Genomic DNA, 24,946 nt, shown 5'->3' with positions numbered 1-24,946 from the left:
GACGGTTCCTAGCCGAGTAGTGCGGGCTTGCGCCCTTTCATCCAGTTCAGTTGAGCGGCGACCGCCAGCGCAAGCCCTGGAACCTGGCGAAATCCTTGTCGCAGGTCACAAATTCACAACCGTGCTCGATGGCGAGTGCGGCGAGATAGGCGTCGGGGACGAGGTTGCCGGTGGCTCCCGACTGACGGCACAGCTTGACGAAGATCTCCCAGTGTCTCGAGTCCGGGGCGACCACCGACGCCTGCGGCTGGCTACGGTAGGTGCCGACGAAGGTCAGCGCGCGCCCCACGTCGTCGGGGTCCTTGTAGACGCGCCGGTTGGTCACCATCCGGACGAAGCCGTTGACGACGAAGTCGCTCACGGCGTAGCTGGAGTCGCCGTTGACCATCCCGTCCACGAAGTCATGGCATTGATCGTGGTCGGAGGACTCCCGCCGGAAGGCGTTGATGAGGACGTTGGTGTCAACCAGCAACATCGCGCAGCTCCGGGAAACGCTCCTCGTCGTCGAGATCCCAGGCGATGTGCTCCAGCTTCTCGCCGGCGTCGAGCCGCTCCTGGACCCACGGCTGGAATCCAGCCTTGCTGCTGGAAGTGATCAGCTCCACCCGCGGCCGTTCGGCCAGCTCCGTGGAGCGGTTGAGCAGTTGCCTCAAGGCATCCTCCATCACCGAGTTGAGACTGCGTCCGTTACGTGCCGCGTACGCCTTCGCCTCGTTGAGGAGCGTCTCGTCGATGCGCACCGTTGTCCTCCGCATGACTCCAGCGTCCGCCGCTGACATCAAAATGTCAACTCCGGATAGTAGTCGCACGGTCACAGTCTTTGCATCAACTTTGAGTCACCAGGCCGCCACGTTGACCTTCCCGTCAGAGGACACCCGCACCACCTGCCCCACCAGCTCCCGCGACTCCGCGTCCGCCAGCAGCCCGGCCTCCTCCACCACCGCATAGGCCCGCCCGCCCGGCACCTCCACCACCAGCACCCCCTGTTCGGCGGCACCGTCGCGCCCGTGCGCCACCGTGTACCCCGCCACCACCCCCTCCCCCGCACAGGCCCCCACCAGAGGCACCTCCTCGGCCACGAACACCGGCGCGGCGCTCCCCAGCCGCCCTCCCGGCTCGCTGGACCACACCGCATATGTGTGTTTGGTCAGATGCATCCCCACCCCGCTCACCAGCCCGTGCCCGGACTGGGCCCGCAGCAGTCCCGCCATGGTCGCCGTGGAGTGCAGGACGTAGTCGCTGGCCGGCCCGCCCGCGTACGGCAGCCCGCCGGTGACCGTGAGCCCGCGCCGATCCAGGGGATCGAGCCCGATCGCGTCGCACGCCTGCCGCAGCGCCACCGCGAAACAGCTGTACAGGTCGAGCGCGTGCATGTCGCCGAGCCCGAGCCCGGACCGCCGGAAAGCGGCCTCCGCCACGTGCGCGATGGCCTGGGAAGACCCGAGTTCGGGCCGCGCGGCCACCTCCCAGGTGTCCTCCCCGTACGCCCACCCGCGCAGGTAGACCCGCCTCTCCGCCGGCACCCCGAGCCGGTCGGCCAGCCGCGAGCTGGCCAGGATGACGGCCGCCGCCTGGTCCACCTCCAGCACGGCCACCGTGTCCCTGGTGTAGGGCCAGCCGACGTAGCGGTCGCCCGTCGCGAGCTCGTCGGGGGTGCGGACGGTCCGGCGCCAGGCGTACGGGTTCGCGGCGGCCACCTCGGTCATGGGCGCCATCAGGCGACCCCTGTCGCGCATCTCCTCCGCGATCGAGAGCCCGGACGCCGCCCGCCGCGCCGTCTCCATGATCGCGTAGGTGTGCACCGGCATGAAGAGCCCGTGGGCCAGCGCGTAGGGGTGCGGCGGGCGCTCCCATCCGTACGGGGGCTTGGGCACGGCGGGGTGGCTCCACGGGACGTGCTCGCCCGCCCGCCGGTACGCCCGGCGCGTCGCCAGCGCCTCGGCCCCCGTGACCAGCGCGGAGTCGAGGTCGCCCGCCGCGATCCTGGCCGCCGCCTCGCCCATGAGCAGCTGCGGGGCCGTACCGCTGACCTTGGAGTACGCACGGTGCCGCGGCGTCGCCCCGAGGCGCTCGGCGAGGCGGCCGACCGGCGAGTCGTACTGCCACGAGTCCGTGTGGACGATCTGGATCGAGTCCAGCCGCTCGACGGGGAGCCGGGCGTCCTCGGCGGCCGCGCGTGCCGTCTCCTCCCACAGATCGAGCGGTTCCGGGCCGGGCTGCTCTCGAATGGTGCGTTGTGCGATGCCGATGAGACAGGGGGTGCGAGGATCCATGAATCCATCTAACCAGAACAAGATTCGGTTGATAAGGAGTGGCATTTGATAATGCCTGTTACCGCTGTTGCGCGAGACAAAAAACGGGCGGCGCGACCTGCGGGGATGCCAATCATGAATACATGCGGTTTCGCTATTTCTATAACGGAATGGAACCGGGCCATGCTTTTTCGCGTCGTTTCATGGCCAGCCCCTTGCGCCATTCATTAGCGTTCCGATCGTTTTCCTGGCCCACCGGGGCGCAGTACCCCGCTCTGGGCCGCCGAAAGCCGAAAGGAGCTCCATGTTTTCCCGAGCAAGGCGCATCGCGTTCCCGCTCGCCGGCCTGATGGCCGTCGGGCTGGCCGCGGGCATGGTCGGCGGCACCCCGGCCAACGCCCAAGCACCCTCCGACGTCGTGTCCCAGAACTCCGCCACCCCCGCCGAGCAGGCGGTCCAGTTCTGGACCCCCGACCGCGTCAAGCTGGCCACCGACTACGACGCCGGCCTCGACCTGACCTCCAAGGGCGTCAAGGGCAGCAACGACGCACCTGACGGCCCTCCGGGATCCGTCCCGCCGATCGGCGAGGAGAAGACGAAGGCCAAGAAGAGCAAGCACGTCAATCTGCCCAACACGGTCGGCCGCGTGTTCTTCACGCTGCCCAAGGCCGACCCGCGCGACCCGAGAAGCTGGCGGTACTGCTCGGCCAGCTCGGTCCAGGGCAAGTACCGCAACCTCGTGGCGACCTCGGCCCACTGCGTCTACGACACCAGCAAGAACACCTTCTACGACAACTGGATCTTCATTCCGTCGTACTGGGACGGCAACAATGTCTGGGAGGGCAAAGCGCCCTACGGCATTTACGCCGCCAAGACGTTCAACGCGCACGACGACTTCGTGGTGAAGGAGGACTACGACTTCGACTACGCGTTCGTCAACGTCTACAACGGCATCAAGGTCAACTGGGAGAAGGCCGGCAACCGCTGGCAGTGGACGGTCAAGAACGTCGGCCGCCTCGGTGACAACGTCGGCGGCCAGGGCTTCACCTGGAACAGGAGCACGAAGCTGGACGTGTTCTCGTTCGGGTACCCGGCGGGCGAGCACCCCGACGGCGACAAGCCGTACACCGGCCGCACGATGAAGTACTGCTTCGGCAAGACCCGGCCGATGCCCGAGGCCAGGAAGTACAACCTGCAGGAGCACATCGGCTTCAAGTGCTCCTTCACCGCAGGCGCGAGCGGCGGGCCGTTCATCTACAACTACAAGAGCGCGTCGCGCAGCGGCTACCTGGTCGGCGTCAACAGCGTCGCGTGGGACACCGACGCCAACGACCGCTACGACTACATCTCGTCCCCGTACTTCAACACCGACACGTACAAGGTCTACAAGGCCGCGGCCAACCGCTGGACCGGCAACTTCCGCTGATCGAGGTGGCTTCCGAGGCCCCGGTTCCCCTGGGAACCGGGGTCTTCCACTGAGGCGTACATCACTGGAACGGGCACGGAATGAGTGGAATTCAACAAGTGCCTACACCCACTCTGACCTGCGGAAACACGCCTTACCAATGATCATTTAGAGATCTGTCTGACGGTGTCCTTATAGTGCACAGAGCACTCTTGATCAGGTAACGAATCTCTATCCTGGCTGCAATACCACCAGTACATCTGGAAAAATCCACCCTTACGACCCCAAGAAAGGTTAATTCATGATCCCCCGGGCCAGGCACTTGGTGGCGGCTGCGCTCAGCAGCGCGCTGCTGATGGCGCCTGCCTTCACGGGGATCGCGAACGCCGCGCTCGACAGCAGGGTCTTCGCCGTCTCGCTGGCCAAGACCGCGGTGGACGTCAAGCGGGTCGCCGACTACTGGACACCCGACCAGCTCAAGCAGGCCGACAGCTACAGCCCCGCGACACCCGGCACCCAGGCCGCCACCCCGGCGCCGTCGGTCTCCGCGCAGGCCTCCAACCCCGCCACGCAGGCCGCGACCACCGTCACGCGGGCCGTCGCCGCGCAGGCCGTGTCGCCCGTGCTGCCGCGCAAGGGCTCGGTCGCCAGGACCATGGGCAAGGTCTTCTTCCGGTTCGGGGAGAAGGAGTACTGGTGCTCCGCCAGTGCGGTCGCCGCCAGGAACCGCAGCGTCGTCGCGACGGCCGGGCACTGCGCGTACGACTCGCGGCAGGCCAAGGCGGCCGACTACTGGATCTTCGTCCCCAACCCCGGGCCCAACGGCGAGACGCCCGACGGCATCTACGTGGGCTCCTCGATCAGCATGCACGAGGACTGGTCGGGCAAGGGCGACTACGACTTCGACTACGCGTTCGTGACCGTGCACCGCGGCTTCAAGTGGGAGGCCAAGGACGGCCGCTACGTCATGAGGGACGTGGGCCGGCTCCAGGACAACGTGGGCGGCCAGGGCATCGAGCTGAACAAGAAGCCGACCACGTACACGGTGGCCGCGTTCGGCTACCCGGCGGGCGCGCAACCCGACGGCACCCGCCCGTTCGACGGCAAGCGCCTGGAGATGTGCAAGGAAGGCCCCACTCGCTGGACCTCCGCCGTCAGCCTCGACCTGCAGAAGGGCGTGCAGCTGCTCAACTGCGACTTCAGCCCGGGCGCGAGCGGCGGCCCATGGCTGATCGGCTTCAACAAGGACCGCTGGACCGGCTACCTCAACGGCGTCAACAGCCTGACCTGGAACAGGGATGCGAAGGGCTGGTACGACGCGGTGTCATCCCCGTACTTCGACACCACCGCCGGAGCGGTCTACCGACGCGCCGCCGCGCAGACCACTCCGGCAAATGTGACCTAAATCACTGCAACCGTCCGGTCACTGGTGGTGATCAGCGCATCCTTTGTCTCAGCAAGGTCACGACGCCCTGTTGGAGCGCTGACATGATCTACCCGAAATTCACATAGGCATAGTCAAACCGGTAAGTTCCGGGCTGTCCGTTTGCTGAGTTATGGAGGTGCACGAGGCGCCTCATGTCAGCGCAACCTGGAGTTACCTTGAAGCGAATCCTTCTGCCCGTCGGCGGTGCCGTCCTCGCGACCGGCCTGCTCGCCGTAGGTCTGACCGGTACGGCCCAGGCCGACGGCGACGTCTCCAACGACCCGATGGCCAACAACACCGCCGAGGCCGCCTCCGTCGCCTCCTTCTGGCTCGCCTCGAACGGGGCCGCGCTTCGCCAGGCGACCCAGTACACCTGGGACGCGAACGATGTCCGGAAGGTCGTCTCCAAGGGCGGCTACAGCCCCGACGGCAAGCCCGGCACCACGGCGCCGACCGGCGAGACGAAGTCGAGCGGCGCCAAGGCCCAGAACGTGAACATCCCCAAGACCATCGGCAAGGTCTTCTTCGTCGACGGCTCCGGCAAGTTCCGCTGGTGCTCGGCCACCTCCATCCAGTCGAACTACCGCAACCTGGTCTCCACGGCCGGCCACTGCGTCTACGACACGGACAGCAACAAGGCGCTCCTCGACAACTGGGTCTTCGTCCCCGGCTACTACCAGGGCAAGACCCCGTGGGGCATCTACGTGGGCAAGCAGGCCTTCACCCACTACGACTTCGACACGTACGAGGACTGGGACCGCGACTACGCGTTCGTCACCGTCTACAACGGCATCCAGTTCAACGGCGTGAAGCAGGTGGACCGCAAGGACTACCAGAGCTTCACCGGCCCGAAGCGCGCGTGGGGCGGCCACTACTACATCCTGCTGTCCAAGGACGCCGGTCGCCTCGGCGACAACGTCGGCGGCCAGGGCTTCTCCTGGAACCAGCCCACCGGCAAGCCGGTCCGCGCCTTCGGCTACCCGGCCGCTCCGCACCCGGACGGCAACAAGCCGTACAGCGGCGTCACGCCGAAGAACTGCTACGGCACGACCACCGCCAAGGCGGTCGGCGCCTCCTGGCTCAAGATCGAGGAGCACATCGGCCTCAAGTGCGCCGTGACCCCCGGTTACGACGGCGGCCCCTGGCTCCAGAACTACAGCAACGGCAAGCGCCTCGGTTACGTGAACGGTGTGACGAGCACCTTCGCCGACCAGGACGGTAACGACCGCGTCGACTACATCACCTCGCCCTACTTCGACGGCGAGACGGCCGCGGTGTACAACGCGGCCAAGAACGTGTGGTCCGGCAAGATCGTCGGCCCGAACGGCGAGCTGTACAAGTAAGCCCTTCCAGGGGATAGGCGAGGGTCTCGGTATTCCGAGGCCCTCGCCTCATCTTTTGTCGGGGTACTTCCGAAGACGAAGATCTTTTTTGGATCTGCTGACACAGAGTGTTTACCTTGTCACGATGAGCACATGCATCGTGGCGATCTGACGAACGCCGAATGGGAACGGCTGGCATCGCTGCTACCCCCCGGCGACACGCTTGGAGACCGGTGGGACGAGCACCGGATGATGATCAATGGGGTGCTCTTCCAAGCCAGGACCGGTCTGCGATGGCGTCATCTGCCCGGGCGGTTCGGCTGCTGGGTGACCATCTACCGGCACCACCGCCACTGGACGGCCGACGGCACCTGGCGACGACTGCTGAGAGCGATCGAGACCGCCCAGGACGACACGACCGCCGATGACGGCGCCGCACCGCCACCACGCCCCGTGCCGGCCCACCACCCGCGACACGAAGCCCTCGTCCGCGATCCGGTGCTGCTGAGCCTGCGCACCCACCTGGCGGCAGTCGTCCGGCAGAGGGACATCTAAGCCACACCTGGCGAACCGACCCGTTCGCCCTTCCTCCGACGGCCGAGGAGCACCCCGCCAGCTCCTCGCCCGCCATCACGCACACTGAGGCGCCCAAGGGCGCCCAGTCCAAATAGGCCAGGCGCGGGGGTGTCTCCCCTACGACCCCACGCCTGGCGCTCCACAGCCGTCCTCGCCGCCCCTCCTTCCGGCGAGGACGGCTTCTCTTTGGGCCCCAAAACCCGAACCTGAAGATCACCTGTGAGGATCGGAGCGACTTAGACGGATTAGGCACCAATCCGGTTCCTGTGATCTGGGTCACGTTTTGCTGGCTACGTTATGTGGTGGACCGCTAACGGCACTCGGGTCCCATCAGCCACAACCCGTCCATACCCAGCGAAAACGTAACTATCCAATCACCGCGCGCGAAGATCTCTGACAGATAACAGCACGGTAACGGCGGTAGGAGCGCCTACCGGATCGTCCAAACCGGGTTCCACCTGCGGAGATCACCACGCTATGTTCCTTGCTATCCCTTTACTGACGCATGGGACGCATGTTGCGACCCACGACAGAGCAAGGAGCAGTTCCCTTGAAGCGCATCCTCATCCCCGCCGGTGGCGCCATCCTGGCTACCGGCCTTCTGGCCGCCGGCCTGGCCGGCACCGCCCAGGCCGACAGCGACGTCGCATCTGACCCGATGGCGACGAGTGCGGCGAACGCCAAGGCCATTGCCCAGTTCTGGGCCGACAACAACGGCGCCGCCCTCCGGGCCGCCAAGGAGTCCAACGTCTGGGACAAGGGCGACATCTCCAAGCTGCAGAGCAAGGGTGGCTACAGCGCCGACACCAAGCCCGGCTCGACGGCTCCGATCGGCCAGGAAAAGAAGACGACCGTCAAGGTCCAGAACGTCAACATGCCGAAGACCATCGGCAAGGTGTTCTTCGTCAACAGCAAGGGCGAGAAGAAGTGGTGCTCCGCCACTTCGATCCAGTCCCAGTACCGCAACCTGGTCGCCACGGCCGGTCACTGCGTGTACGACACGGCCACCAACTCGGACGTCATGTCCAAGTGGGTCTTCGTCCCCGGTTACTACCAGGGCAAGTCCCCTTGGGGCATCTACGTGGGTAAGCAGGCCTTCACCCACTACGACTTCGACGTGTACGAGGACTGGGACCGCGACTACGCGTTCGTGACCGTGTACAACGGTGTGTCGCTCAGCGGCAAGACCAGCAAGGTCCTTCCGAGCGAGTACAAGGCGGCCGTCGCCAAGGGCGCCGTCGGGTACGTCAAGGAAACGACCATCACCAAGGAGGAGTTCGACGCCGGATTCGACAAGTACGGTGAGTCTGGTCCGTACAAGTCGAAGGTCGTCGACCCCAAGATCGAGACCGTCGCCAAGCCGAGCGACGTGACGAACTCCAACGTCGACGACTACATCAAGGGCGAGGGCCCCACCAAGGGCATCCAGCTCACGGGTGCTGAGGTCTCCAAGAGCGCCTACGACGCCGCCCCCAGCGGCTTCGACAACGGCGCCAAGTTCGAGCGCCTGAGCACCGAGGTGCCCATCAGCAAGGAGGCCTACGACTCCCTGGTGGCGGCCAAGGGTGACGGCAAGTTCCTCGGCACCCTGCGTGTCGAGAAGAACTCGGCCGGCACCGAGACCGCGTGGTTCAAGACGCAGTACTACATCAAGAAGTGGATCAAGTCCACCGCTCAGGTGAAGTACTGGGTCGAGGACTACTACCTCGTCGACATCGCCGCCAAGGACGCCGGTCGTCTCGGCGACAACGTCGGTGGCCAGGGCTTCGCGTGGAACCAGCCCACCGGCAAGTACGTCCGCGTGTTCGGCTACCCGGCCGCTCCGCACCCCGACGGCAACAAGAACTACACCGGCGTGACTCCGAAGTGGTGCTACGGCAAGACCACGAAGAAGCTGGTCGGTTCGGCCGCCAAGAAGATCGAGGAGCACGTGGCCCTCAAGTGCGCCTTCACCGAGGGTGCCGACGGTGGCCCGTGGCTGTACAAGTACAGCAACTCCAAGCGTCTCGGTTACCTGAACGGTGTCGTGAGCACCTTCAACGACCAGGACGGCAACGGTCGCGTGGACTACATCTCCTCGCCGTACTTCGACGGTGAGACCAACGTGGTCTACAAGTCCGCTGCGGCCTCGTGGTCCGGCAAGATTGTCTAAGGTGACGGATAGCGACCGGTCTTAGACCGTTCGTATACCTGTTACCTGAGAAGGGCCCGGCATCCTGCCGGGCCCTTCTGCGTTCCCGCCAAAAGTGAAGGGCCGTTGGACGCATGAGGCGCCCAGACGGTGCCATCAATCCAATGTGATCTGCATCACATAGCCTCTTCGACCGCGATCGAAGGGACACTCGGACCCCGCGAACCGCGCTGACAACTTCCTTATGTTGATCAGGGCAAATGGTCTCGAAGCGAGCTTTCCTCGACTCCTGCGCATCAGCCGTTTAAACATCACAGAACGGTCACGCCCGTCTTGTCGCCTCTTTTCCTGTCAAAGCGGCTACCCGCGAGCAAGATCCACACTGTATGTTCCTGGCTATCCCTTTACTGACGCATGGGACGCAAGAGGCGTTCCACGACAGCGCAAGGAGTTTCCATGAAGCGCATCCTCCTCCCGGCCGGTGGCGCCATTCTGGCCACTGGTCTGCTGGCTGCTGGTCTGGCTGGCACCGCCCAGGCTCAGGCCGACAACACCGTCGCTAGCGACCCGCTCGCCAAGACGGCGGCCCAGGCAGCCGAGACCCTGGACTTCTGGACCAAGTCCAACAACGCGGCCCTGAGGGGCGCCGTGGCGTTCACGCCCGACGCTCTCGAGGTCTCGAAGATCTCCTCCAAGGGTGGGTATACGAACGACACCAAGCCTGGGTCGACCGCCCCCATCGGCGAGGAGAAGAAGACCACCGTCAAGGTTCAGAACGTGAACCTGCCGAAGACCATCGGTAAGGTTTTCTTCGAGGGCCGCGACGGCAAGCTGTACTGGTGCTCCGGTACCTCGATCCAGTCGCAGTACCGCAACCTGGTCGCCACGGCCGGTCACTGCGTGTACGACCTGGCTGCGAACGACGAGGTCGTGTCCCGCTGGGTCTTCGTCCCCGGTTACTACCAGGGCAAGGCTCCTTGGGGCGTGTACGTGGGTAAGCAGGCCTTCACCCACTACGACTTCGACGTGTACGAGGACCTTGACCGGGACTACGCCTTCGTCACCGTCTACGACGGCATCGGCGGCGTGCTCAACAAGGAGACCAAGGTCACCGCGAGCGAGTACAAGGCTCACGTCGCCAAGGGTGGCAAGGGTTACGTCAAGGAGACCCCCATCACCGCGAAGGAGTTCGCGGAGGGGTACGACAAGTACGGCGAGGCTGGCCCGTACAAGTCCAAGCTCGCTGACCCCCAGGTCGAGACGGTTGCCAAGCCGGCCGACGCTGCGGCGAAGATCGAGGACTACATCGCCACCGGTCTCAACGGCATCAAGCTGACCGGCGTTGAGGTCACCGAGGCCGCCTACAAGGCTGCCCCGACGGGTCTCGACAACGGCGCGCAGTTCGAGCGCCTGAGCACCGAGGTTCCGATCAGCAAGGAAGCCTACGACGCGCTGGTTGCGGCCAAGGGCGACGGCAAGTTCCTCGGCACCCTGCGTGTCGAGAAGAACGCGGCCGGCACCGAGACCGCGTGGTTCAAGAAGCAGTTCTTCGTCAAGAAGTGGGTCAAGGCGACCGCTTCCGTGAAGTACTGGGTCGAGGACTACTACGTCGTCGAGCACGTGGTCAAGAGCGTTGGTCGCCTCGGCGACAACGTTGGCGGCCAGGGCTTCGCGTGGAACCAGCCGCGTGGCAAGTACGTCCGGACCTTCGGTTACCCGCAGGGCGCTCACCCCGACGGCAACAAGCCCTTCACCGGTGTCACGCCGAAGTGGTGCTACGGCAAGACCGCCACCAACTACGTCGTGGTGCCGAAGTACAAGGTCGAGGAGCAGGTCGGTCTGAAGTGCACCGTGACCGGTGGCTACGACGGCGGCCCGTGGCTGTACAAGTACAGCAACGCCAAGCGTCTCGGCTACGTCAACGGTGTCACCAGCCTCATCGCTGACACCGACGGCAACAACCGGTACGACACGATCACGTCGCCGTACTTCGACGGTGAGACCAACGTCGTCTACAAGGCCGCTGCGGCTGCGTGGAGCGGCAAGCTCATCCCGTAGTTCGCTGCGGATCGGAACGAAGACTTGTTCGTCGTTCTCTAGCAATACCGAAGGGCTCGGCATCCTGCCGGGCCCTTCGGCCTTTTTGCTGAGAAATCTGGCAACCACCCTTACCAGAGTGACTAAAGGGTCGATAGTGTCTTTACACCCTTTTTGACAACTGTGGAGCCTCCCGTGAAGCGCCTGCTCGTCCCCCTAGCCGCCGCCTGCCTGAGCGCCGCTGCCCTCGCCGTCCCAGCCACCGCCGCACCGAGCTGGGCCACCGACAATCTCCTGCCGAAGCCCGCCGACGCGTATGGTGCGGCCGACTTCTGGCTCGACTCCAACGGAGCCGCCCTGCGCAAGGCCACCCAGTACAACCTGGACGCCAAGAACGTCTCCAAGCTGGTGTCGAAGGGCAGTAACGGCGCCCCTGACGGCAAGCCGGGCATGACCGGCCCGACCACCACCCCCAAGGCGACGTTGTCCAAGAACATCAACCTGCCCAAGACCATCGGCAAGGTGTTCTTCCTCGACAAGTCCGGCAACTACCGCTGGTGCTCGGCGACGTCCATCCAGTCCAGGAACCGCAACCTGGTCGCCACCGCGGGCCACTGCGTCTTCGCGAACGGCAAGGACGACGTCTACGACAAGTGGATCTTCGTGCCCGGCTACTACCAGGGCAAGGCCCCCTGGGGTGTTTACGTGGGCGCCTACGCCTTCACGGCGTATGACCTCGACACGTACGACGACTACGACGGCGACTTCGCCTTCGTCGCGGTGCACAACGGCTTCACCCTGGCCGCCCGCAAGGAGGTCACCAGGAGCGAGTTCATCAAGTGGGGCGGTGACAAGTGGGTCGAGCACGAGGAGATCAAGAAGGACGAGTTCGACCTCAACTTCGCCAAGTACGGGCCCCTCGGGCCGTACTGGTCCAAGGACTTCGATCTCACGCCTGAGAAGGTCGGCCACGACTATCCCGGGGCGAAGACCCTCACGAAGGTTGAGGTCTCCAAGGCCACCTACGAAGCCGCTCCCAAGGACACCGCCTCCCGCGTGAACGGCGAGCAGTACGAGAAGGTCGAGCGGACTCCCATCTCCCTGGAAACCTACAAGAAGCTCGCGGCCGAGAAGTCCGACGGCAAGTTCCTCGGCTGGCTCGAGGTCGACAAGGACAAGAACGGCAACGAGATCGCCTGGTACGAGAGCCACTACTACCTCAAGCAGTGGGTCAAGACCGGCAAGACGATCCGCTACTTCCGTGACCACTACATCCTCGGGATCGCCAAGGACATGGGCCGGCTCGGTGACGTCGTCGGCGGGCAGGGTGTGGCCTGGAACCAGCCCCTCGGCCAGCCGGTGACCGTCTTCGGCTACCCCTCAGCCCCGCACCCCGACGGCGACCGCCCGTTCACCGGTGTGACGCCGAAGTGGTGCTCCGGCAAGACCGCCACCAAGAGCTACCAGGTCAACACGTTCAAGGTCGAGACGCACCAGCTGCTCAAGTGCTCCATGACCCCCGGCGCCGACGGCGGCCCCTGGCTCATGAAGTACGACAACAACAAGCGCACCGGCTACGTCAACGGCGTGACCAGCCTGTTCCACGACAACGACGGCAACGGCCGGGTCGACTACATCAGCTCGGCGATCTTCGACGGTGAGGTGGCCGACGTGTACAACAAGGCCAACTACGCGGAGACCAAGAAGATCGTCGGCCCGAACGGCGAGCTTCTCCAGTAGACGACAGCACGTAGACGGCGACACGAAGGACGGCCCGGGTGACAAGCACCCGGGCCGTTTTCGCGTCATACCGGCGTGAGCTCCCGCGTCCGTTCGCGCAGCGCCAGCACGGCCCGCTCGTTCTTGTACGGCTCCAGCCGCCGCCGCAGGTCGGCCGCGTACGACCGCGACCGGGTCGACTGCAGCTCCCCCGCCAGCGCGAAAGCGGTGCCCGCGACCGAGCACGCCTCCTCCAGCTCCCCGCACTGCAGCAGCCCGGCGGCCAGCAGCGACAGGTTGAACATCCGTCCGCGGACGTAGCGGGAGTCCATGTCGAGCGAGCGCCGGGCCTGTCGCACGGCCCGCTCCCCCTCCCCCAGGTCACGGAAGCAGTGGGCGAACTTCGCCGACAGGTAGGCCTCGTCGAAGTAGCTGAGCCAGACCGGCTCGTCGTCGGGCTTACGGGCGTCGAAGGCGGACTCCGCCTCGTGCAGGGAGACCCCGCAGGAGCGGGCGTCGCCCAGGCCGGCGTGGGCGTGGGCCTCCAGGACGTGCGCGGAGGCGAGGAGCGTGTGCACACCGGCGCGGCGGGCCGCCATCTGGGCGGAGCGGGCCAGGTCGAGGGCGTGGGAGGGCTGGCCCATGTAGATGGCCTGGTGGGCCATGCCGGCCAGGATCTCGCCGCCCAGGGTGTGGTCGTCGGCGCTCCTGGCCAGGCGGAGCGCCTGGATGAGGTAGCGCTGGGCGAGACCGTGCTGCTCCATGTCGTACGCCATCCAGCCGGCCAGGCGGGTCAGCTCGGCGGCCGCGGCGGCCAGGCGGCGGCCGGTGGACTCGCCGTACAGGCCGTCCTTGAGCAGTGGCGAGACGGCGGTGTCCAGATATTTGACCACGGACGAGCGGACCCGGCCGCTGCCGAAACGGTTGTCGAGCTCACCGAACGATCGGGTGACCTCATGGATGGCGGCGATGTCGGCGCGGCCCACCCGACGCCCGCCCGTGCCGCTCAGCTGTCCCCCGGGAGGGGACGTCAGCCAGCGGATGGCTCCCACGGAGCCCGCTCCTATCGCGAAGGTCGAGTCGATCAGGAACCTCCGCCTCTCCACGTCGGCCCGCCATAGCGCAGTCACGGTCGCGACCCCCTCCTGCCACGTGTGCGTGAACTCCTGACCGAGATCGAGGGGTGTGAGGATCGCCGGCATGCCCAGGTCCTCCGAGGTAACCGGTCGGCCCAGCCGCATCGCGAAGATCTCCGCGAGCAGGTAGGGCACCGGGTCACGTGGCCTCTGACCACCGATCCAGCGCAACACGGAGCTGTGGTCGTATTTGAGGCCCGGAGTGCCACGGGCGGCTCCCCAATCGTTCAGGCACCTGGCCAGTCCTTTGTGGGAGAAGCCCGCTTCCGCGATGAGCTGCTGAAGCAGTCGGTTCGGCTCGCGTTCCATCGCTCTCCTCGTCACAGGAGTTGGGCGCCCACACCTTACAGAGAGCTACTGTTATAGCACCTTGAGTAAAGGTTTCAGGGCGGTTCTCAAAGAGACCACCAACTCCACGACGAAACGGGGGCCTCCCTGATCCAAGGAGGCCCCCGTACGAAGAGGTCAGACGCGGGCGACGCCGTCCGCGCGGGCCTGGGCCGCGACCGCGGCGGTCACAGCGGGCGCGACGCGCTCGTCGAACGGGCTCGGGATGACGTACGTCGCCGAGAGGTCGTCGCCGACGACGCCGGCCAGCGCGTTGGCGGCGGCCACCTTCATGTTCTCGGTGATGGCGGACGCGCGCACGTCGAGGGCGCCCCTGAAGACGCCGGGGAAGGCCAGCACGTTGTTGATCTGGTTGGGGAAGTCGGAGCGGCCGGTGGCCACGACCTTGGCGTGCCGGGCGGCCACCTCGGGGTGGACCTCGGGGGTGGGGTTGGACAGGGCGAAGACGATGGCGTCGGGCGCCATGGAGGCGATGGCCGCCTCGGACACGGTCGACCCGGACAGCCCGACGAACACGTCGGCGCCCGCCAGCGCGTCCTCCGTCGAGCCGGTGTGGCCGGCGCGGTTGGTGTCGCGCGCGAGGGCCTCCTTGACGGGGTTGAGCCCCTCACGGCCCGCGTAGATCATGCCCTTGGAGTCGGCGACCGCGATGTCGCCGATGCCCGCCTCCAGGAGGATGCGGGAGACCGCGACGCCGGACGCGCCCGCGCCGGCCACGACGGCGCGCAGGTCGCCGAGCGAGCGCCCGGTCAGGCGGGCGGCGTTCTGGAGCGCGGCGAGCACCACGATGGCGGTGCCGTGCTGGTCGTCGTGGAAGACGGGGATGTCGAGCAGCCCCCGGAGCCGGTCCTCGACCTCGAAGCAGCGCGGGGCGCTGATGTCCTCGAGGTTGATGCCGCCGAACGACGGCGCGAGGCGCACGACGGTCTCGACGAGCGCGTCGACGTCGGTGCAGTCGAGGCAGATGGGGACGGCGTCGACGTTCGCGAACTGCTTGAACAGCAGCGCCTTGCCCTCCATGACCGGCATGGCGGCCGAGGGGCCGATGTCGCCCAGGCCGAGCACGGCGGTGCCGTCGGAGACGACGGCCACCACGTTGGAGACCCAGGTGTAGTCGTTGACCAGCGCGGGCGTCTCGGCGATGGCGGTGCAGACCCGGGCGACGCCGGGCGTGTAGGCGAGGGAGAGATCGTCCGCGTCGCGGACGGGAACGGTGGAGCGGACCTCGAGCTTGCCTCCGCGGTGCAGCGCGAAGGCCGGATCGAGATCGAGTTGCTCGACGGGAACGGAAGCAGAAGCGGGCGTGACAGCCACAGCGACCCCTGTAGTCATCGGGAGCGGAAGAAACCTTCGGCGGGCGAGCGCGAGCGGGCTGGCCTCGGTAGCTGCCAGGATCCCCTCGTCGGTCGTCTCAGAGGGGTACGGGGGTCACCCGTCTCCCTATCGTGCCACATGGTGAGATGGACTCGGTGTCAGTGCCGACGCCGTTCCGTTGACGCATCGTTAAATGTCTGATGGCTGACCGGTGCAAAACCCCATTTAAACTGCACAAAACGCAAGTTTCCTGGCTTTTCACATCGAGGAGGCCGTACATGGCCCTCAGCCCCAAGGGCCGCCGTGGCTATGCCGCCGGCGTGCTCGCGTTGACCGCCGCACTGGCGCTGACCGCGTGCGGGAGCGGCGGCAACAGCTCGAGCTCCGCCACGACCGGCGCGAGCGCCTCCGCAGCCGGCGGTGTTCAGCTGGTGCAGCCTGGCAAGCTCACAGTCTGTACGAACATCCCGTACGAGCCGTTCCAGTTCAAGGACGCGAGCGGCAAGATCGTCGGTTTCGACGTCGACATCGTCGACCTTGTCGCGAAGAAGCTGGGCGTGACCCAGGAGATCGTGGACATCGACTTCGCGGTGATCAAGAGCGGCGCCGCCATGGCGGCCAAGAAGTGCGACCTGGCCGCCGCCGGCATGACGATCACGCCGGAGCGCAAGGCGAACATCGACTTCTCCGACCCGTACTTCGACGCCACCCAGGCGCTGCTCGCCAAGAAGGGCACCGGGGCGACGTCGCTGGCCGACGTCAAGGCCAAGAACCTCAAGCTGGGCGCCCAGGCCAGCACCACGGGCCTCGACTACGTCAAGAAGCAGGGTTTCGACCCGACCGAGTACGCCGACTCCGCCAAGGAGCTGCTGGCCCTGCAGGCCGGCCAGGCCGACGTGATCGTCCAGGACCTCCCCGTGGTCCTCACCTGGCTCAAGAAGCCGGAGATCGCCGCGAAGTTCGAGCTGATCGGCAGCCTTAACACCGGCGAGCAGTACGGCCTCGGCCTGAAGAAGAACGCCGACCCGGTGCTGCTCAAGACGATCAATGAAGAGATCGCCAAGGCCAAGCAAGACGGCACCTACGAGAAGATCTACGTGAAGTGGTTCGGCAAGAAGCCCGGCGAGCTGGGCTGATCCATGGCCGACCAGCCGAAGACGGCTGAGCCCGCGCGCGCCGGGCTCAGCCCTCGGAAGAGACAACGCATCGTCCGCGGCGTCCAGTACGCCGTCCTGGTCGTCGCGGTCGTCGCGCTCGTCCTCTACGCGGACTGGACGAGCCTGGCGGAGAACTTCGCCAGGCCGGACATCGCGGAGAAGGCCTTCCCCGAGCTGTTCACGATCGCGTTGAAGAACACGATCATCTACTCGGTGGGCGGTTTCTTCTTCTCCTTCGTGTTCGGCCTCGTTCTCGCGCTCATGCGGCTGTCACAGGTCCGCCCCTACCGCTGGATCGCCGGCGTCTACATCGAGATCTTCCGCGGGCTCCCCGCGCTGCTGATCTTCCTGCTGATCCTCTTCCTCCCCATCGCGCTCCCCGGATTCGAGGTGCCCGGAGGCAAGTACGGCGAGGGCATCCTCGGACTCACCCTGGTCGGCTCGGCCTACCAGGCGGAGGTCTTCCGCGCCGGTCTGCAGGCCGTGCCCAAGGGGCAGACCGAGGCGGCCAGGTCGCTCGGCATGTCCGCGGGCCGGGCCCTGTTCACCGTGGTGATCCCGCAGGCGGTCCGCATCGTGATCCCGCCGACCACCAACCAGTTCATCGCGCTGCTCAAGGACTCGTCGCTGATCCTCTTCCTGGGGGTCTCCGGCGAGTACGTGGAGCTGGCCAAGTTCGGCAACGACCTGTCCTCCGAGCAGTCCAACGCCACGCCCATCATGGTCGCCGGCGTGACGTACCTCATCGTCACGATCCCGCTGGGCTACCTGGTGCGACGGCTGGAGGCACGAGCGGGGAGGGCGCGATGACGCACGCCGTCGAGATCAGGGACCTGCACAAGCACTTCGGCACCAACGAGGTGCTCAAGGGCATCGACTTCACCATCGATCCCGGGCAGGTGGTCTGCGTCATCGGCCCGTCCGGCTCGGGCAAGTCCACCCTGCTGCGCTGCGTGAACCTGCTGGAGGTGCCCACCAAGGGCAAGGTGTTCGTGGAGGGCGTCGAGCTCACCGACCCCGATGTGGACATCGACGCCGTACGCCGCCGCATCGGCATGGTCTTCCAGCAGTTCAACCTGTTCCCGCACATGACCGCGCTGCAGAACGTGATGATCGCCCAGCAGCGGGTGCTGAAGCGGGGCAAGAAGGAAGCCGAGGTCGTCGCCAGGGAGAACCTGGACAAGGTCGGCGTCGGCGCCAAGTGCGACGCCTACCCGGCGCAGCTCTCGGGCGGCCAGCAGCAGCGGGTGGCGATCGCCCGGGCGCTGGCCATGAACCCGGACCTGATGCTGTTCGACGAGCCCACCTCGGCGCTCGACCCCGAGCTGGTGGGAGACGTGCTCACCGTCATGCGGAAGCTGGCGGAGGAGGGCATGACCATGCTGGTGGTCACCCATGAGATGGGGTTCGCGCGGCAGGTGGCCGACCGGGTGGTGTTCATGGACGGCGGCGTGATCGTCGAGGACGGCGAGCCGGCGCAGGTGATCGGCGACCCGCAGCAGGAACGCACGCGCGCCTTCCTCCACCGGGTCCTGCACCCCGAGGAGTAGGCCCGGCAGGCACGGCGGGGCGCATCCGCCCGTACCACCGTACGGAGCGCCCCGCCCACCGGACCCAGCGCCCCATGTACGCCTCGAAGCTCCGCCCAGGGCCCTCTTTACCCGGCGGCGCGCACGGCCCCTGAAACGCCTTCTCAGCCGCGCCTGACCGCACTCCCCGCCGGAAGACCCGGCCCCGTTCGGCGTGGCCCGTGATGTAATACACCCGCATGGACCTCACCTCTTACGCCGAGTGGGCCGTCCGGCTGGTCAACGATCCCGACCCGCCGCCGGAGCTGAGGCCGCTGCGCGACGAGCTGGCCGCCGCCTTCGACGAGGCCGACGACGAACGGGCCGTGGCCGCGCGGCTCAACGCCCTGCTCGTGCGCTATCCCGTACGCCCCCAGCTCACCGACCACGACGGCGGGGGCTGGCACCTCCACCTGGCCGAGGACTCCGCCGCCTGCGCCGTGATGGGCCTGGCCGCGGTCGTGGCGGAGCTGGGCGCGGACCGGCTCGGCCGGTGCCAGGAGCCGCGCTGCGGCAAGGCGTTCCTCGACACCTCGTCCAACCGTTCGCGCCGCTACTGCTCCTCCCGCTGCGCCAGCCGCGCGAACGTCGCCGCCTTCCGCGCCCGCCGGCGCAACGGCTCCTAACGCCGCCGCAGGAGGGGCCAGTAACGCAGCACGACCCGTCCGACGATGTCGTGGACCGGCCCGAAGTCCCAGCTGTCACGCCGCCCGCTGGCCCGCTGGTTGTCGCTCTCCAGCCACCATCCGTCCTGTCCGTGCCACTGCGCCCGTTTCACGATGAGCTGCTCGGGATCACCGGGAAGTCTCGCCACCACGAGATCTCCCGGGTGCACGGTGGCGCCCCTGCGTACGAGGAGCCAGTCGCCGGGAACCAGCGCGGGGCGCATCGAATCGCCCTCGACACGCACTCTCATGGGCTGTGACCCCCTACTCCGCAGGCGTTGGGACCCGAGTAAGGTCGGTTGTGGACCAAGCTGATTCAGCATCAAGGAAGGACTTTCTGATGCTCGCACGACTGCTACGACCCAAGCATGTCGCTTCCGCACACTGCGACCTGCCCTGCGGGGTCTACGACCCCGCTCAGGCCCGCATCGAGGCCGAGTCGGTCAAGGCGATCATGGAAAAGTACGCGGCCAACGAGGACGCGGTCTTCCGCGCCCGCGCGCTGTCCATCAAGGAGGAGCGGGCCGAGCTGGTCAAGCACCACCTGTGGGTGCTCTGGACCGACTACTTCAAGCCGCCGCACCTGGAGCAGTACCCTCAGCTTCACCAGCTCTTCTGGGACGCCACCAAGCTCGCGGGCGCCGCCGGCGCCAAGGGCACGGTCGACGTCGCCAAGGCCGAGGACCTGCTGGGCAAGATCGACGAGATCTCCAAGATCTTCTGGGAGACCAAGGCCGCCTAAAACGGCACATAAGGCTCTGTACGGCAGCAGCCGTACAGAGCCTTTTCCGTTGATGGCGAGTCTGAATCGTCCAAGCACCTCCCAGGGGCGGTAAGTTGCAGTTGGCGTCGGAAACGCGAGGAGGAACGTGACCGAGGAAACCGAGACGCGCGCGGAGGGCGTGGCCGGCATCCGCGACGTGGTGAGCATCAGGCTCCCCGCCGCCAGTGCCTACCTGTCTGTGCTGCGTACGGCTACCGCCGGGCTGGCGGCGCGGCTGGACTTCACGCTCGACGAGATCGAGGATCTACGGATCGCGGTCGACGAGGCGTGCGCCATGCTGCTGAGCGAGGCGGTGCCCGGCACCGACCTCACCGCCGAGTTCGAGCTGACCGGGCATGAGATGCAGGTCAGGGTCGAAGTGGCCACGGTCGGAAGCTCCGCGCCCAAACGCGATGACTTCGCCTGGATGGTGCTGACCGCCTTGGCCGACGACGTCGACGCGGTGACCGACTCCCCAGATCGCATGGCTATCGTCCTGCGTAAGCGCCGAGGCGCAGCGAGGCCGGCGTGACGGAAAGGACTGGAGCCATGGCCACCAGCGAACACGCCGTGCCCGACCGGGTGCGTGCCCGCATGCTCTTCGCCGAGCTGGCCGAGCTGGGCCCCGAGGAGCCGCGCCGCCAGCGCATCAGAGACGAGCTGGTCGAGCTTCACCTTCCCCTGGTCGAATACCTGGCCCGCCGCTTTCGGAACAGGGGCGAGTGGCTCGACGACCTGACCCAGGTCGCCACCATCGGCCTGATCAAGTCCATCGACCGGTTCGACCTCAACCGCGGCGTGGAGTTCTCCACGTACGCCACGCCCACGATCGTCGGTGAGATCAAGCGCCATTTCCGCGACAAGGGCTGGGCTGTCCGCGTCCCGCGCCGGCTGCAGGAGCTGAAGCTCTCGCTGACCAAGGCGATAAGCGATCTCTCGCAGCGCGAGGGCCGCGCGCCGACGGTCGCCGAGCTGGCGTCCTACCTCAAGATGACCGAGGAGGAGGTGCTCGAGGGCCTCGAGTCGGCCAACGCCTACTCGACCGTGTCGCTCGACGCGCCCGACTCCGGCGACGACGACGCCCCCGCGGTGTCCGACTCGCTCGGCATCGTGGACGAGTCGCTCGAGGGCGTCGAATACCGCGAGTCGCTGAAACCGCTGCTCGAACGGCTGCCGCCGCGGGAGAAGCGCATCCTGTTGTTGCGCTTCTTCGGCAATATGACGCAGTCGCAGATCGCCACCGAGCTGGGCATCTCGCAGATGCACGTCTCGCGCCTGCTGGCCCGCACCCTCGCGCAGCTGCGCGAGGGTCTGACCGCCGAAGACTAGCCGTCTCCGTAGAGGGCGTGCGTGGTGGGCGGCGCCAGCAGCGTCGCCAACCCCGCCACCGCGATCACGATCAGCGGGATCCCGAGCTGGGGCTGGCCTGACTGGATGAGCGTGACGGAGATCGGCACCATGAAGATCTGCGTCAGGACGCCGGGCGACCGCCCCCACCGCTCCATCCTGAACAGCCCGCCCCACGCCACCCAGAGCAGCCCCGCTCCGACCAGCACGCCGAACGCCGACTCGGCGATGGCGGTGGTCAGGTTGTCCGGGGTGCTGACCAGGGTCTCCACGGCCACGTAGATGCCGAGGCCGAGCGCCACCAGGCCTTCCAGGGCGACGATGGCGGCGGCGATGACGAGGGTGACCGGACGACGATTCACGCCCGTACCCTACCCCTCGGGTCACCCGGTCCGAGAAATAGGACGTTCGGCCGATAACACCCACAAGTCCAGCGGATACGCTGGCGATATGCGCGCCATGCTCTTGGTGAATCCCAAGGCCACCACCACGAACGCCCGTACGCGTGACGTGCTGATCCGCGCGCTCGGCGCGGCCGTGGAGCTGGCGGTGGAGGAGACCCGCTACCGCGGGCACGCCGCGGCGCTGGCCGCCACCGCGCGGGCCAAGGGATACGACGTCGTGGCGGTGCTCGGCGGCGACGGGACGATCAACGAGACCGTGAACGGCCTGCTCAACCCGGTGAACGGCGGCGACGTCCCGCCCGGCAGCGAGGGCCGGCCCGCGCTCGTCGTCATCCCCGGGGGCAGCGCGAACGTGTTCGCCCGCGCTCTGGGGCTGCCGAACGACCCGGTGGAGTCCACGGGGGCGGTGCTGGAGGCGCTCAGGGACGGCCGCCGCAGGACCGTGGGTTTGGGGCAGGCCCTATGGGAAGGCCAGAGCCGCTACTTCACCTTCTGCTCGGGCATGGGATACGACGCAGAGGTTGTACGGGCCGTGGAAGGCCTCAGGGGAACGGGCCGTAAAGCCACGCCTACACGGTACGTGAACACCGCTCTACGGCACTATCTGGCCACGGACAAACGGCATCCAGCGATGACCCTGACCGGTCCGGGGATCCCGACGGCCCGCGGGCTGTTCATGGCGATCATCTCCAACACCTCTCCATGGACGTACGTCGGCACCAGGCCCGTGCACCCGACCCCGTGGGCGAGCTTCGAGACCGGGCTCGACCTTCTCGGGCTGCGCCGGATGGGACCGATGTCCATGGCGTCAGTGATCCGACAGATTCTCACGGAGAGTGACGCCCTTCCGGGCGGCCGGCACCTCGTACAGCTCCACGACGAGGCCGAGTTCACACTCACCGCGGAACGCCCCGTGGCCTTCCAGCTGGACGGGGACTACCTGGGCGAATACGAAACCGTAACATTCCGGTCTACACCGAACGCGTTACAAGTTTTGGTCTAGGTGGTTACATTCGGTCATTGTGTGACGCATCCGACAGCCATAACACCCAAAACTTCCCGTCAACCCTCTTGCGTGCACTCAGCGTGGCTGACAGTCTCAAGACTGACGTCGGAACGTAGGACCTTTAACAACCCCAAGGTTCTCCGAGTGTCAGCGAGCGATCCCGGTCCTCACAGGTCCGGGTCTTGTTCGCGCGAGTTAGTGAAACTCTTCACAAAGTAGTAGCCGCACGGAGCCGACCAGAGGCTCCATCTACTAAGGAGTGGACGCATGGACTGGCGCCACCGAGCTGCCTGCCGTGACGTGGACCCCGAGCTGTTCTTCCCGATCGGCAACACCGGCCCGGCACTCATGCAGATCGAAGAAGCCAAGCAGGTCTGCCGTTCCTGCTCGGCCGTCGAAGCCTGCCTGAAGTGGGCGCTGGAGTCCGGACAGGACGCCGGCGTCTGGGGCGGCCTCAGCGAGGACGAGCGTCGCGCTCTCAAGCGCCGCACCGCTCGCCACCGCGCCCGCCTCACCGCCTGACCCGCCACCGTCATCTGATTTCCACCACCATCTGACCCCGCGTCGCCCGAGCCCCGATCGGCTCGCGCGCCGCCGCACCCTCCTCGCCCCGATGCGTCGCCGCCGGCCGCCGCGCCACCCGCCGGACGCGCCAGCGCCCAAGCCGTCACCCCGGCCGACGCACCGCCGCCGTTCGACATGCCCGCACCCGACGCGCCGAGCCCTCGTACTCCCGTCGAACCCCGACGGACGCGTACGAACCGGGATCAGGCCGCCGGGAGCGGGATCGACAGCGTGACCTCCGTACCCCCTTCGAGCCGCGGCTCGATGGACAGCCGGCCGGAAAGCTCCCCTTCGACCAGCGTGCGGACGATCTGCAGCCCCAGGCTGGTGGAAGTGTCGAGGTCGAAGCCGGCCGGAAGCCCGCGGCCGTCGTCCCACACCGTGACGTTGAGCCGGTCGGGCTCGGGCTCGACCACGACTTCGAGCCGCTTGGGCCGCCCGTGCTGCATCGCGTTCTGCAACAGCTCGGTCAGCGCCATGGCCAGCGGCGTGGCGATGAGCGAAGGCAGCACGCCGAAGCCCCCGACGCGGCGCGGCGTGACGGCCACCTCCGCGGCCGACACCTCCCCCGCCATCGCGAACACCCGGTCGGCGATCTCGTCGAAGTCCACGAACTCCTCGGGCGCGTGGGACAGCGTCTCGTGCACGATCGCGATCGACCCGACCCGGCGCACCGCCTCCTCCAGCGCCTCCCGGCCCTCCGGCACCTGCAGCCGCCTGGCCTGCAGGCGGAGCAGCGCGGCCACGGTCTGCAGGTTGTTCTTCACCCGGTGGTGGATCTCGCGGATCGTGGCGTCCTTGGTCATCAGCTCGCGCTCGCGGCGCCGCAGCTCGGTCACGTCCCTGATGAGCACGAGCGCGCCGATGCGGCCGCCGCCGACGATCAGCGGAATGGCTCTGAGCTGCACGATCGTGCCGCCCGACTCGACCTCGGTCTCCTTGGCCGCGCGCCCGCTGGCCACGATCATGAGATCTTCGTTGATCGGCTCGTCGGAGTAGCAGAGCGTCGCGGTGACCCGGCCCAGCTCGGCCCCGACCAGGTCGGCGTGCAGGCCGAGCCGCCGGTAGGCGGACAGGGCGTTCGGCGAGGCGTACGTGACGCGCCCGGCCCGGTCGAGCCGCAGCAGGCCGTCGCCGACGCGCGGCGAGCGCACCAGGATCGGCTCCTCGCCCGAGAACGGGAAGCGGCCCTCGGCCACCATCTGCGCCAGGTCGGAGGCGCTCTGGAGGTAGGTCAGCTCCAGGCGCGACGGGGTGCGGGCGGAGGAGAGGTTCGTGGAGCGCTGGATCACCGCCAGGAACCGGCCCTCGCCTCCCTCGACGGTCCGCCGCACGGGGATGGTCTCCTCGCGCACCGGGACCCCCGTGGACCAGTCGGGATCGCCCTCGCGGCAGATGCGCCGCTCGTTCCAGGCGGTGTCGATGAGGTGGCGCTCTCCCTTGGCGGCGACGCTGCCGACGATGTCGTCGTGGTAGACGGTGGGGCCGGTGGTCGGTCGCATCTGCGCGATCGCGATCCAGCCGCTCTCCCCCAGCAGCGGCGCCCACAGGATGAGATCGGCGAACGACAGGTCGGCCAGCAGCTGCCAGTCGGAGACCAGCGAGTGCAGCCAGTCGAGATCCGCCTCGTCGAGGGCGGTGTGGCGGGCTACGAGGTCGCTGAGAGTCGGCACAGGTGCATCATGCGTGCTTTTCCCTGCAACAACCAAACCGGCTCCCTGGCTGAATGCGCGCCCGGATACGCGGGCAGGACTCCGCATGGCACGGCCGCACACCCGCTTGTTCGCACAGTGACGGCATATACGG

The 24,946-nt window shown here is 67.0% G+C and carries 24 protein-coding genes; 16 read left to right on the top strand and 8 right to left on the bottom strand.

Going from position 1 to position 24,946, the window contains the following annotated elements; all coding sequences use genetic code 11:
• Window positions 1-46: 46 nt before the first annotated feature.
• The 3 genes from ACIHFD_RS40765 to ACIHFD_RS40755 all read right to left on the bottom strand — a co-directional run bounded on the left by ACIHFD_RS40765 (window position 47) and on the right by ACIHFD_RS40755 (window position 2,273).
• Window positions 47-475 (bottom strand): type II toxin-antitoxin system VapC family toxin, encoded by a 429-nt coding sequence (locus ACIHFD_RS40765; RefSeq protein WP_397371479.1) that lies wholly within the window; start codon window positions 473-475, stop codon window positions 47-49.
• On the bottom strand, window positions 462-740 hold the full coding sequence (locus ACIHFD_RS40760; RefSeq protein ID WP_397371478.1) for a hypothetical protein: 279 nt from the start codon (window positions 738-740) through the stop codon (window positions 462-464). The genes ACIHFD_RS40765 and ACIHFD_RS40760 overlap by 14 nt, the downstream gene beginning before the upstream one ends.
• A 96-nt stretch (window positions 741-836) precedes the next feature.
• Window positions 837-2,273: an acetyl-CoA synthetase gene (locus ACIHFD_RS40755; protein WP_397371477.1), complete on the bottom strand. Its 1,437-nt coding sequence runs from the start codon at window positions 2,271-2,273 to the stop codon at window positions 837-839.
• Window positions 2,274-2,556: 283 nt separating this feature from the next.
• On the opposite strand from ACIHFD_RS40755, the gene ACIHFD_RS40750 reads away from it, so the two are divergent.
• From ACIHFD_RS40750 to ACIHFD_RS40720, 7 genes are all read left to right on the top strand, one after another.
• The gene (locus ACIHFD_RS40750) at window positions 2,557-3,678 is read left to right on the top strand and encodes a trypsin-like serine peptidase (RefSeq protein ID WP_397371476.1); all 1,122 of its coding nucleotides are present in this window, start codon (window positions 2,557-2,559) and stop codon (window positions 3,676-3,678) included.
• Window positions 3,679-3,958: 280 nt separating this feature from the next.
• Entirely contained in the window at window positions 3,959-5,062 is a 1,104-nt protein-coding gene (locus tag ACIHFD_RS40745; protein ID WP_397371475.1) for a hypothetical protein, read from the top strand.
• Between the two features lie 197 nt (window positions 5,063-5,259).
• Entirely contained in the window at window positions 5,260-6,426 is a 1,167-nt protein-coding gene (locus ACIHFD_RS40740) for a trypsin-like serine peptidase (protein ID WP_397371474.1), read from the top strand.
• Between the two features lie 132 nt (window positions 6,427-6,558).
• Window positions 6,559-6,960: a transposase gene (locus ACIHFD_RS40735; protein WP_397371473.1), complete on the top strand. Its 402-nt coding sequence runs from the start codon at window positions 6,559-6,561 to the stop codon at window positions 6,958-6,960.
• A gap of 571 nt (window positions 6,961-7,531) precedes the next feature.
• Window positions 7,532-9,133 carry a trypsin-like serine peptidase gene (locus tag ACIHFD_RS40730; protein WP_397371472.1) on the top strand — a complete coding sequence of 534 codons (1,602 nt, stop codon included), beginning with the start codon at window positions 7,532-7,534 and terminating at the stop codon, window positions 9,131-9,133.
• A 435-nt stretch (window positions 9,134-9,568) separates the two neighbouring features.
• On the top strand, window positions 9,569-11,170 hold the full coding sequence (locus ACIHFD_RS40725; RefSeq protein ID WP_397371471.1) for a hypothetical protein: 1,602 nt from the start codon (window positions 9,569-9,571) through the stop codon (window positions 11,168-11,170).
• Window positions 11,171-11,344: 174 nt separating this feature from the next.
• A complete protein-coding gene (locus tag ACIHFD_RS40720; RefSeq protein WP_397371470.1) occupies window positions 11,345-12,889 on the top strand; it encodes a trypsin-like serine peptidase in 1,545 nt (514 codons plus the stop codon).
• 65 nt (window positions 12,890-12,954) lie between these two features.
• Here the strand turns inward: ACIHFD_RS40720 and ACIHFD_RS40715 are convergent, their stop codons facing one another.
• Together ACIHFD_RS40715 and ACIHFD_RS40710 are read right to left on the bottom strand one after the other, a co-directional pair.
• Window positions 12,955-14,313, bottom strand: a complete 1,359-nt coding sequence (locus tag ACIHFD_RS40715) for a hypothetical protein (RefSeq protein WP_350729309.1) — start codon at window positions 14,311-14,313, stop codon at window positions 12,955-12,957.
• A 156-nt stretch (window positions 14,314-14,469) separates the two neighbouring features.
• Window positions 14,470-15,666, bottom strand: coding sequence for an NADP-dependent malic enzyme (locus tag ACIHFD_RS40710; RefSeq protein ID WP_397371469.1), 1,197 nt, complete (start codon window positions 15,664-15,666; stop codon window positions 14,470-14,472).
• A gap of 278 nt (window positions 15,667-15,944) precedes the next feature.
• Here ACIHFD_RS40710 and ACIHFD_RS40705 point away from each other — a divergent pair, with 278 nt between their 5' ends.
• The 4 genes from ACIHFD_RS40705 (at window position 15,945) to ACIHFD_RS40690 (ending at window position 19,017) form a co-directional block, all read left to right on the top strand.
• Window positions 15,945-16,802, top strand: a complete 858-nt coding sequence (locus ACIHFD_RS40705; RefSeq protein ID WP_397371468.1) for an ABC transporter substrate-binding protein — start codon at window positions 15,945-15,947, stop codon at window positions 16,800-16,802.
• Between the two features lie 3 nt (window positions 16,803-16,805).
• Window positions 16,806-17,633, top strand: a complete 828-nt coding sequence (locus ACIHFD_RS40700; protein WP_397371467.1) for an amino acid ABC transporter permease — start codon at window positions 16,806-16,808, stop codon at window positions 17,631-17,633.
• Window positions 17,630-18,373: an amino acid ABC transporter ATP-binding protein gene (locus ACIHFD_RS40695; protein WP_397371466.1), complete on the top strand. Its 744-nt coding sequence runs from the start codon at window positions 17,630-17,632 to the stop codon at window positions 18,371-18,373. Before ACIHFD_RS40700 ends, ACIHFD_RS40695 begins: the two co-directional genes overlap by 4 nt.
• A gap of 218 nt (window positions 18,374-18,591) precedes the next feature.
• The gene (locus ACIHFD_RS40690) at window positions 18,592-19,017 is read left to right on the top strand and encodes a CGNR zinc finger domain-containing protein (protein WP_355205127.1); all 426 of its coding nucleotides are present in this window, start codon (window positions 18,592-18,594) and stop codon (window positions 19,015-19,017) included.
• Here ACIHFD_RS40690 and ACIHFD_RS40685 read toward each other — a convergent pair.
• Window positions 19,014-19,379, bottom strand: coding sequence for a S24 family peptidase (locus ACIHFD_RS40685; RefSeq protein WP_363976621.1), 366 nt, complete (start codon window positions 19,377-19,379; stop codon window positions 19,014-19,016). The two genes, ACIHFD_RS40690 and ACIHFD_RS40685, sit on opposite strands and share 4 nt — an antisense overlap.
• 17 nt (window positions 19,380-19,396) lie before the next feature.
• Between ACIHFD_RS40685 and sodN the strand changes: the two genes are divergently transcribed.
• The 3 genes from sodN to ACIHFD_RS40670 all read left to right on the top strand — a co-directional run bounded on the left by sodN (window position 19,397) and on the right by ACIHFD_RS40670 (window position 21,148).
• Entirely contained in the window at window positions 19,397-19,798 is a 402-nt protein-coding gene (gene sodN / locus ACIHFD_RS40680) for a superoxide dismutase, Ni (protein WP_350729297.1), read from the top strand.
• Between the two features lie 127 nt (window positions 19,799-19,925).
• A complete protein-coding gene (locus ACIHFD_RS40675) occupies window positions 19,926-20,351 on the top strand; it encodes an anti-sigma factor (protein WP_127936220.1) in 426 nt (141 codons plus the stop codon).
• 17 nt (window positions 20,352-20,368) lie between these two features.
• Entirely contained in the window at window positions 20,369-21,148 is a 780-nt protein-coding gene (locus ACIHFD_RS40670; protein ID WP_176573444.1) for an RNA polymerase sigma factor SigF, read from the top strand.
• On the opposite strand, the gene ACIHFD_RS40665 is transcribed toward ACIHFD_RS40670, so the two are convergent.
• Window positions 21,145-21,528 (bottom strand): hypothetical protein, encoded by a 384-nt coding sequence (locus ACIHFD_RS40665; RefSeq protein WP_350729295.1) that lies wholly within the window; start codon window positions 21,526-21,528, stop codon window positions 21,145-21,147. The genes ACIHFD_RS40670 and ACIHFD_RS40665 overlap by 4 nt on opposite strands.
• An 88-nt stretch (window positions 21,529-21,616) precedes the next feature.
• On the opposite strand from ACIHFD_RS40665, the gene ACIHFD_RS40660 reads away from it, so the two are divergent.
• Both ACIHFD_RS40660 and ACIHFD_RS40655 read left to right on the top strand, forming a co-directional pair.
• Window positions 21,617-22,573, top strand: coding sequence for a diacylglycerol kinase family protein (locus ACIHFD_RS40660; protein ID WP_350729293.1), 957 nt, complete (start codon window positions 21,617-21,619; stop codon window positions 22,571-22,573).
• A gap of 270 nt (window positions 22,574-22,843) precedes the next feature.
• Window positions 22,844-23,098 (top strand): WhiB family transcriptional regulator, encoded by a 255-nt coding sequence (locus ACIHFD_RS40655; protein ID WP_185068358.1) that lies wholly within the window; start codon window positions 22,844-22,846, stop codon window positions 23,096-23,098.
• Between the two features lie 245 nt (window positions 23,099-23,343).
• Here ACIHFD_RS40655 and ACIHFD_RS40650 read toward each other — a convergent pair whose 3' ends face one another.
• Window positions 23,344-24,813 carry a histidine kinase N-terminal domain-containing protein gene (locus ACIHFD_RS40650; RefSeq protein ID WP_350729291.1) on the bottom strand — a complete coding sequence of 490 codons (1,470 nt, stop codon included), beginning with the start codon at window positions 24,811-24,813 and terminating at the stop codon, window positions 23,344-23,346.
• Window positions 24,814-24,946 lie beyond the last annotated feature (133 nt).

It is taken from the genome of Nonomuraea sp. NPDC051941, from assembly GCF_044593615.1.
This window is presented reverse-complemented; position numbering and strand designations above follow the sequence as displayed.

What these genes read in the sequence shown, in the direction of transcription:
- ACIHFD_RS40765 (WP_397371479.1), bottom strand. Translation starts at nt 475, where the DNA reads ATGTTGCTGGTTGACACCAACGTCCTCATCAACGCCTTCCGGCGGGAG.
- ACIHFD_RS40755 (WP_397371477.1), bottom strand. Translation starts at nt 2,273, where the DNA reads ATGGATCCTCGCACCCCCTGTCTCATCGGCATCGCACAACGCACCATT.
- ACIHFD_RS40750 (WP_397371476.1), top strand. Translation starts at nt 2,557, where the DNA reads ATGTTTTCCCGAGCAAGGCGCATCGCGTTCCCGCTCGCCGGCCTGATG.
- ACIHFD_RS40745 (WP_397371475.1), top strand. Translation starts at nt 3,959, where the DNA reads ATGATCCCCCGGGCCAGGCACTTGGTGGCGGCTGCGCTCAGCAGCGCG.
- ACIHFD_RS40735 (WP_397371473.1), top strand. Translation starts at nt 6,559, where the DNA reads ATGCATCGTGGCGATCTGACGAACGCCGAATGGGAACGGCTGGCATCG.
- ACIHFD_RS40725 (WP_397371471.1), top strand. Translation starts at nt 9,569, where the DNA reads ATGAAGCGCATCCTCCTCCCGGCCGGTGGCGCCATTCTGGCCACTGGT.
- ACIHFD_RS40715 (WP_350729309.1), bottom strand. Translation starts at nt 14,313, where the DNA reads ATGGAACGCGAGCCGAACCGACTGCTTCAGCAGCTCATCGCGGAAGCG.
- ACIHFD_RS40705 (WP_397371468.1), top strand. Translation starts at nt 15,945, where the DNA reads ATGGCCCTCAGCCCCAAGGGCCGCCGTGGCTATGCCGCCGGCGTGCTC.
- ACIHFD_RS40700 (WP_397371467.1), top strand. Translation starts at nt 16,806, where the DNA reads ATGGCCGACCAGCCGAAGACGGCTGAGCCCGCGCGCGCCGGGCTCAGC.
- ACIHFD_RS40695 (WP_397371466.1), top strand. Translation starts at nt 17,630, where the DNA reads ATGACGCACGCCGTCGAGATCAGGGACCTGCACAAGCACTTCGGCACC.
- ACIHFD_RS40690 (WP_355205127.1), top strand. Translation starts at nt 18,592, where the DNA reads ATGGACCTCACCTCTTACGCCGAGTGGGCCGTCCGGCTGGTCAACGAT.
- ACIHFD_RS40685 (WP_363976621.1), bottom strand. Translation starts at nt 19,379, where the DNA reads ATGCTGAATCAGCTTGGTCCACAACCGACCTTACTCGGGTCCCAACGC.
- sodN (WP_350729297.1), top strand. Translation starts at nt 19,397, where the DNA reads ATGCTCGCACGACTGCTACGACCCAAGCATGTCGCTTCCGCACACTGC.
- ACIHFD_RS40670 (WP_176573444.1), top strand. Translation starts at nt 20,369, where the DNA reads ATGGCCACCAGCGAACACGCCGTGCCCGACCGGGTGCGTGCCCGCATG.
- ACIHFD_RS40660 (WP_350729293.1), top strand. Translation starts at nt 21,617, where the DNA reads ATGCGCGCCATGCTCTTGGTGAATCCCAAGGCCACCACCACGAACGCC.
- ACIHFD_RS40655 (WP_185068358.1), top strand. Translation starts at nt 22,844, where the DNA reads ATGGACTGGCGCCACCGAGCTGCCTGCCGTGACGTGGACCCCGAGCTG.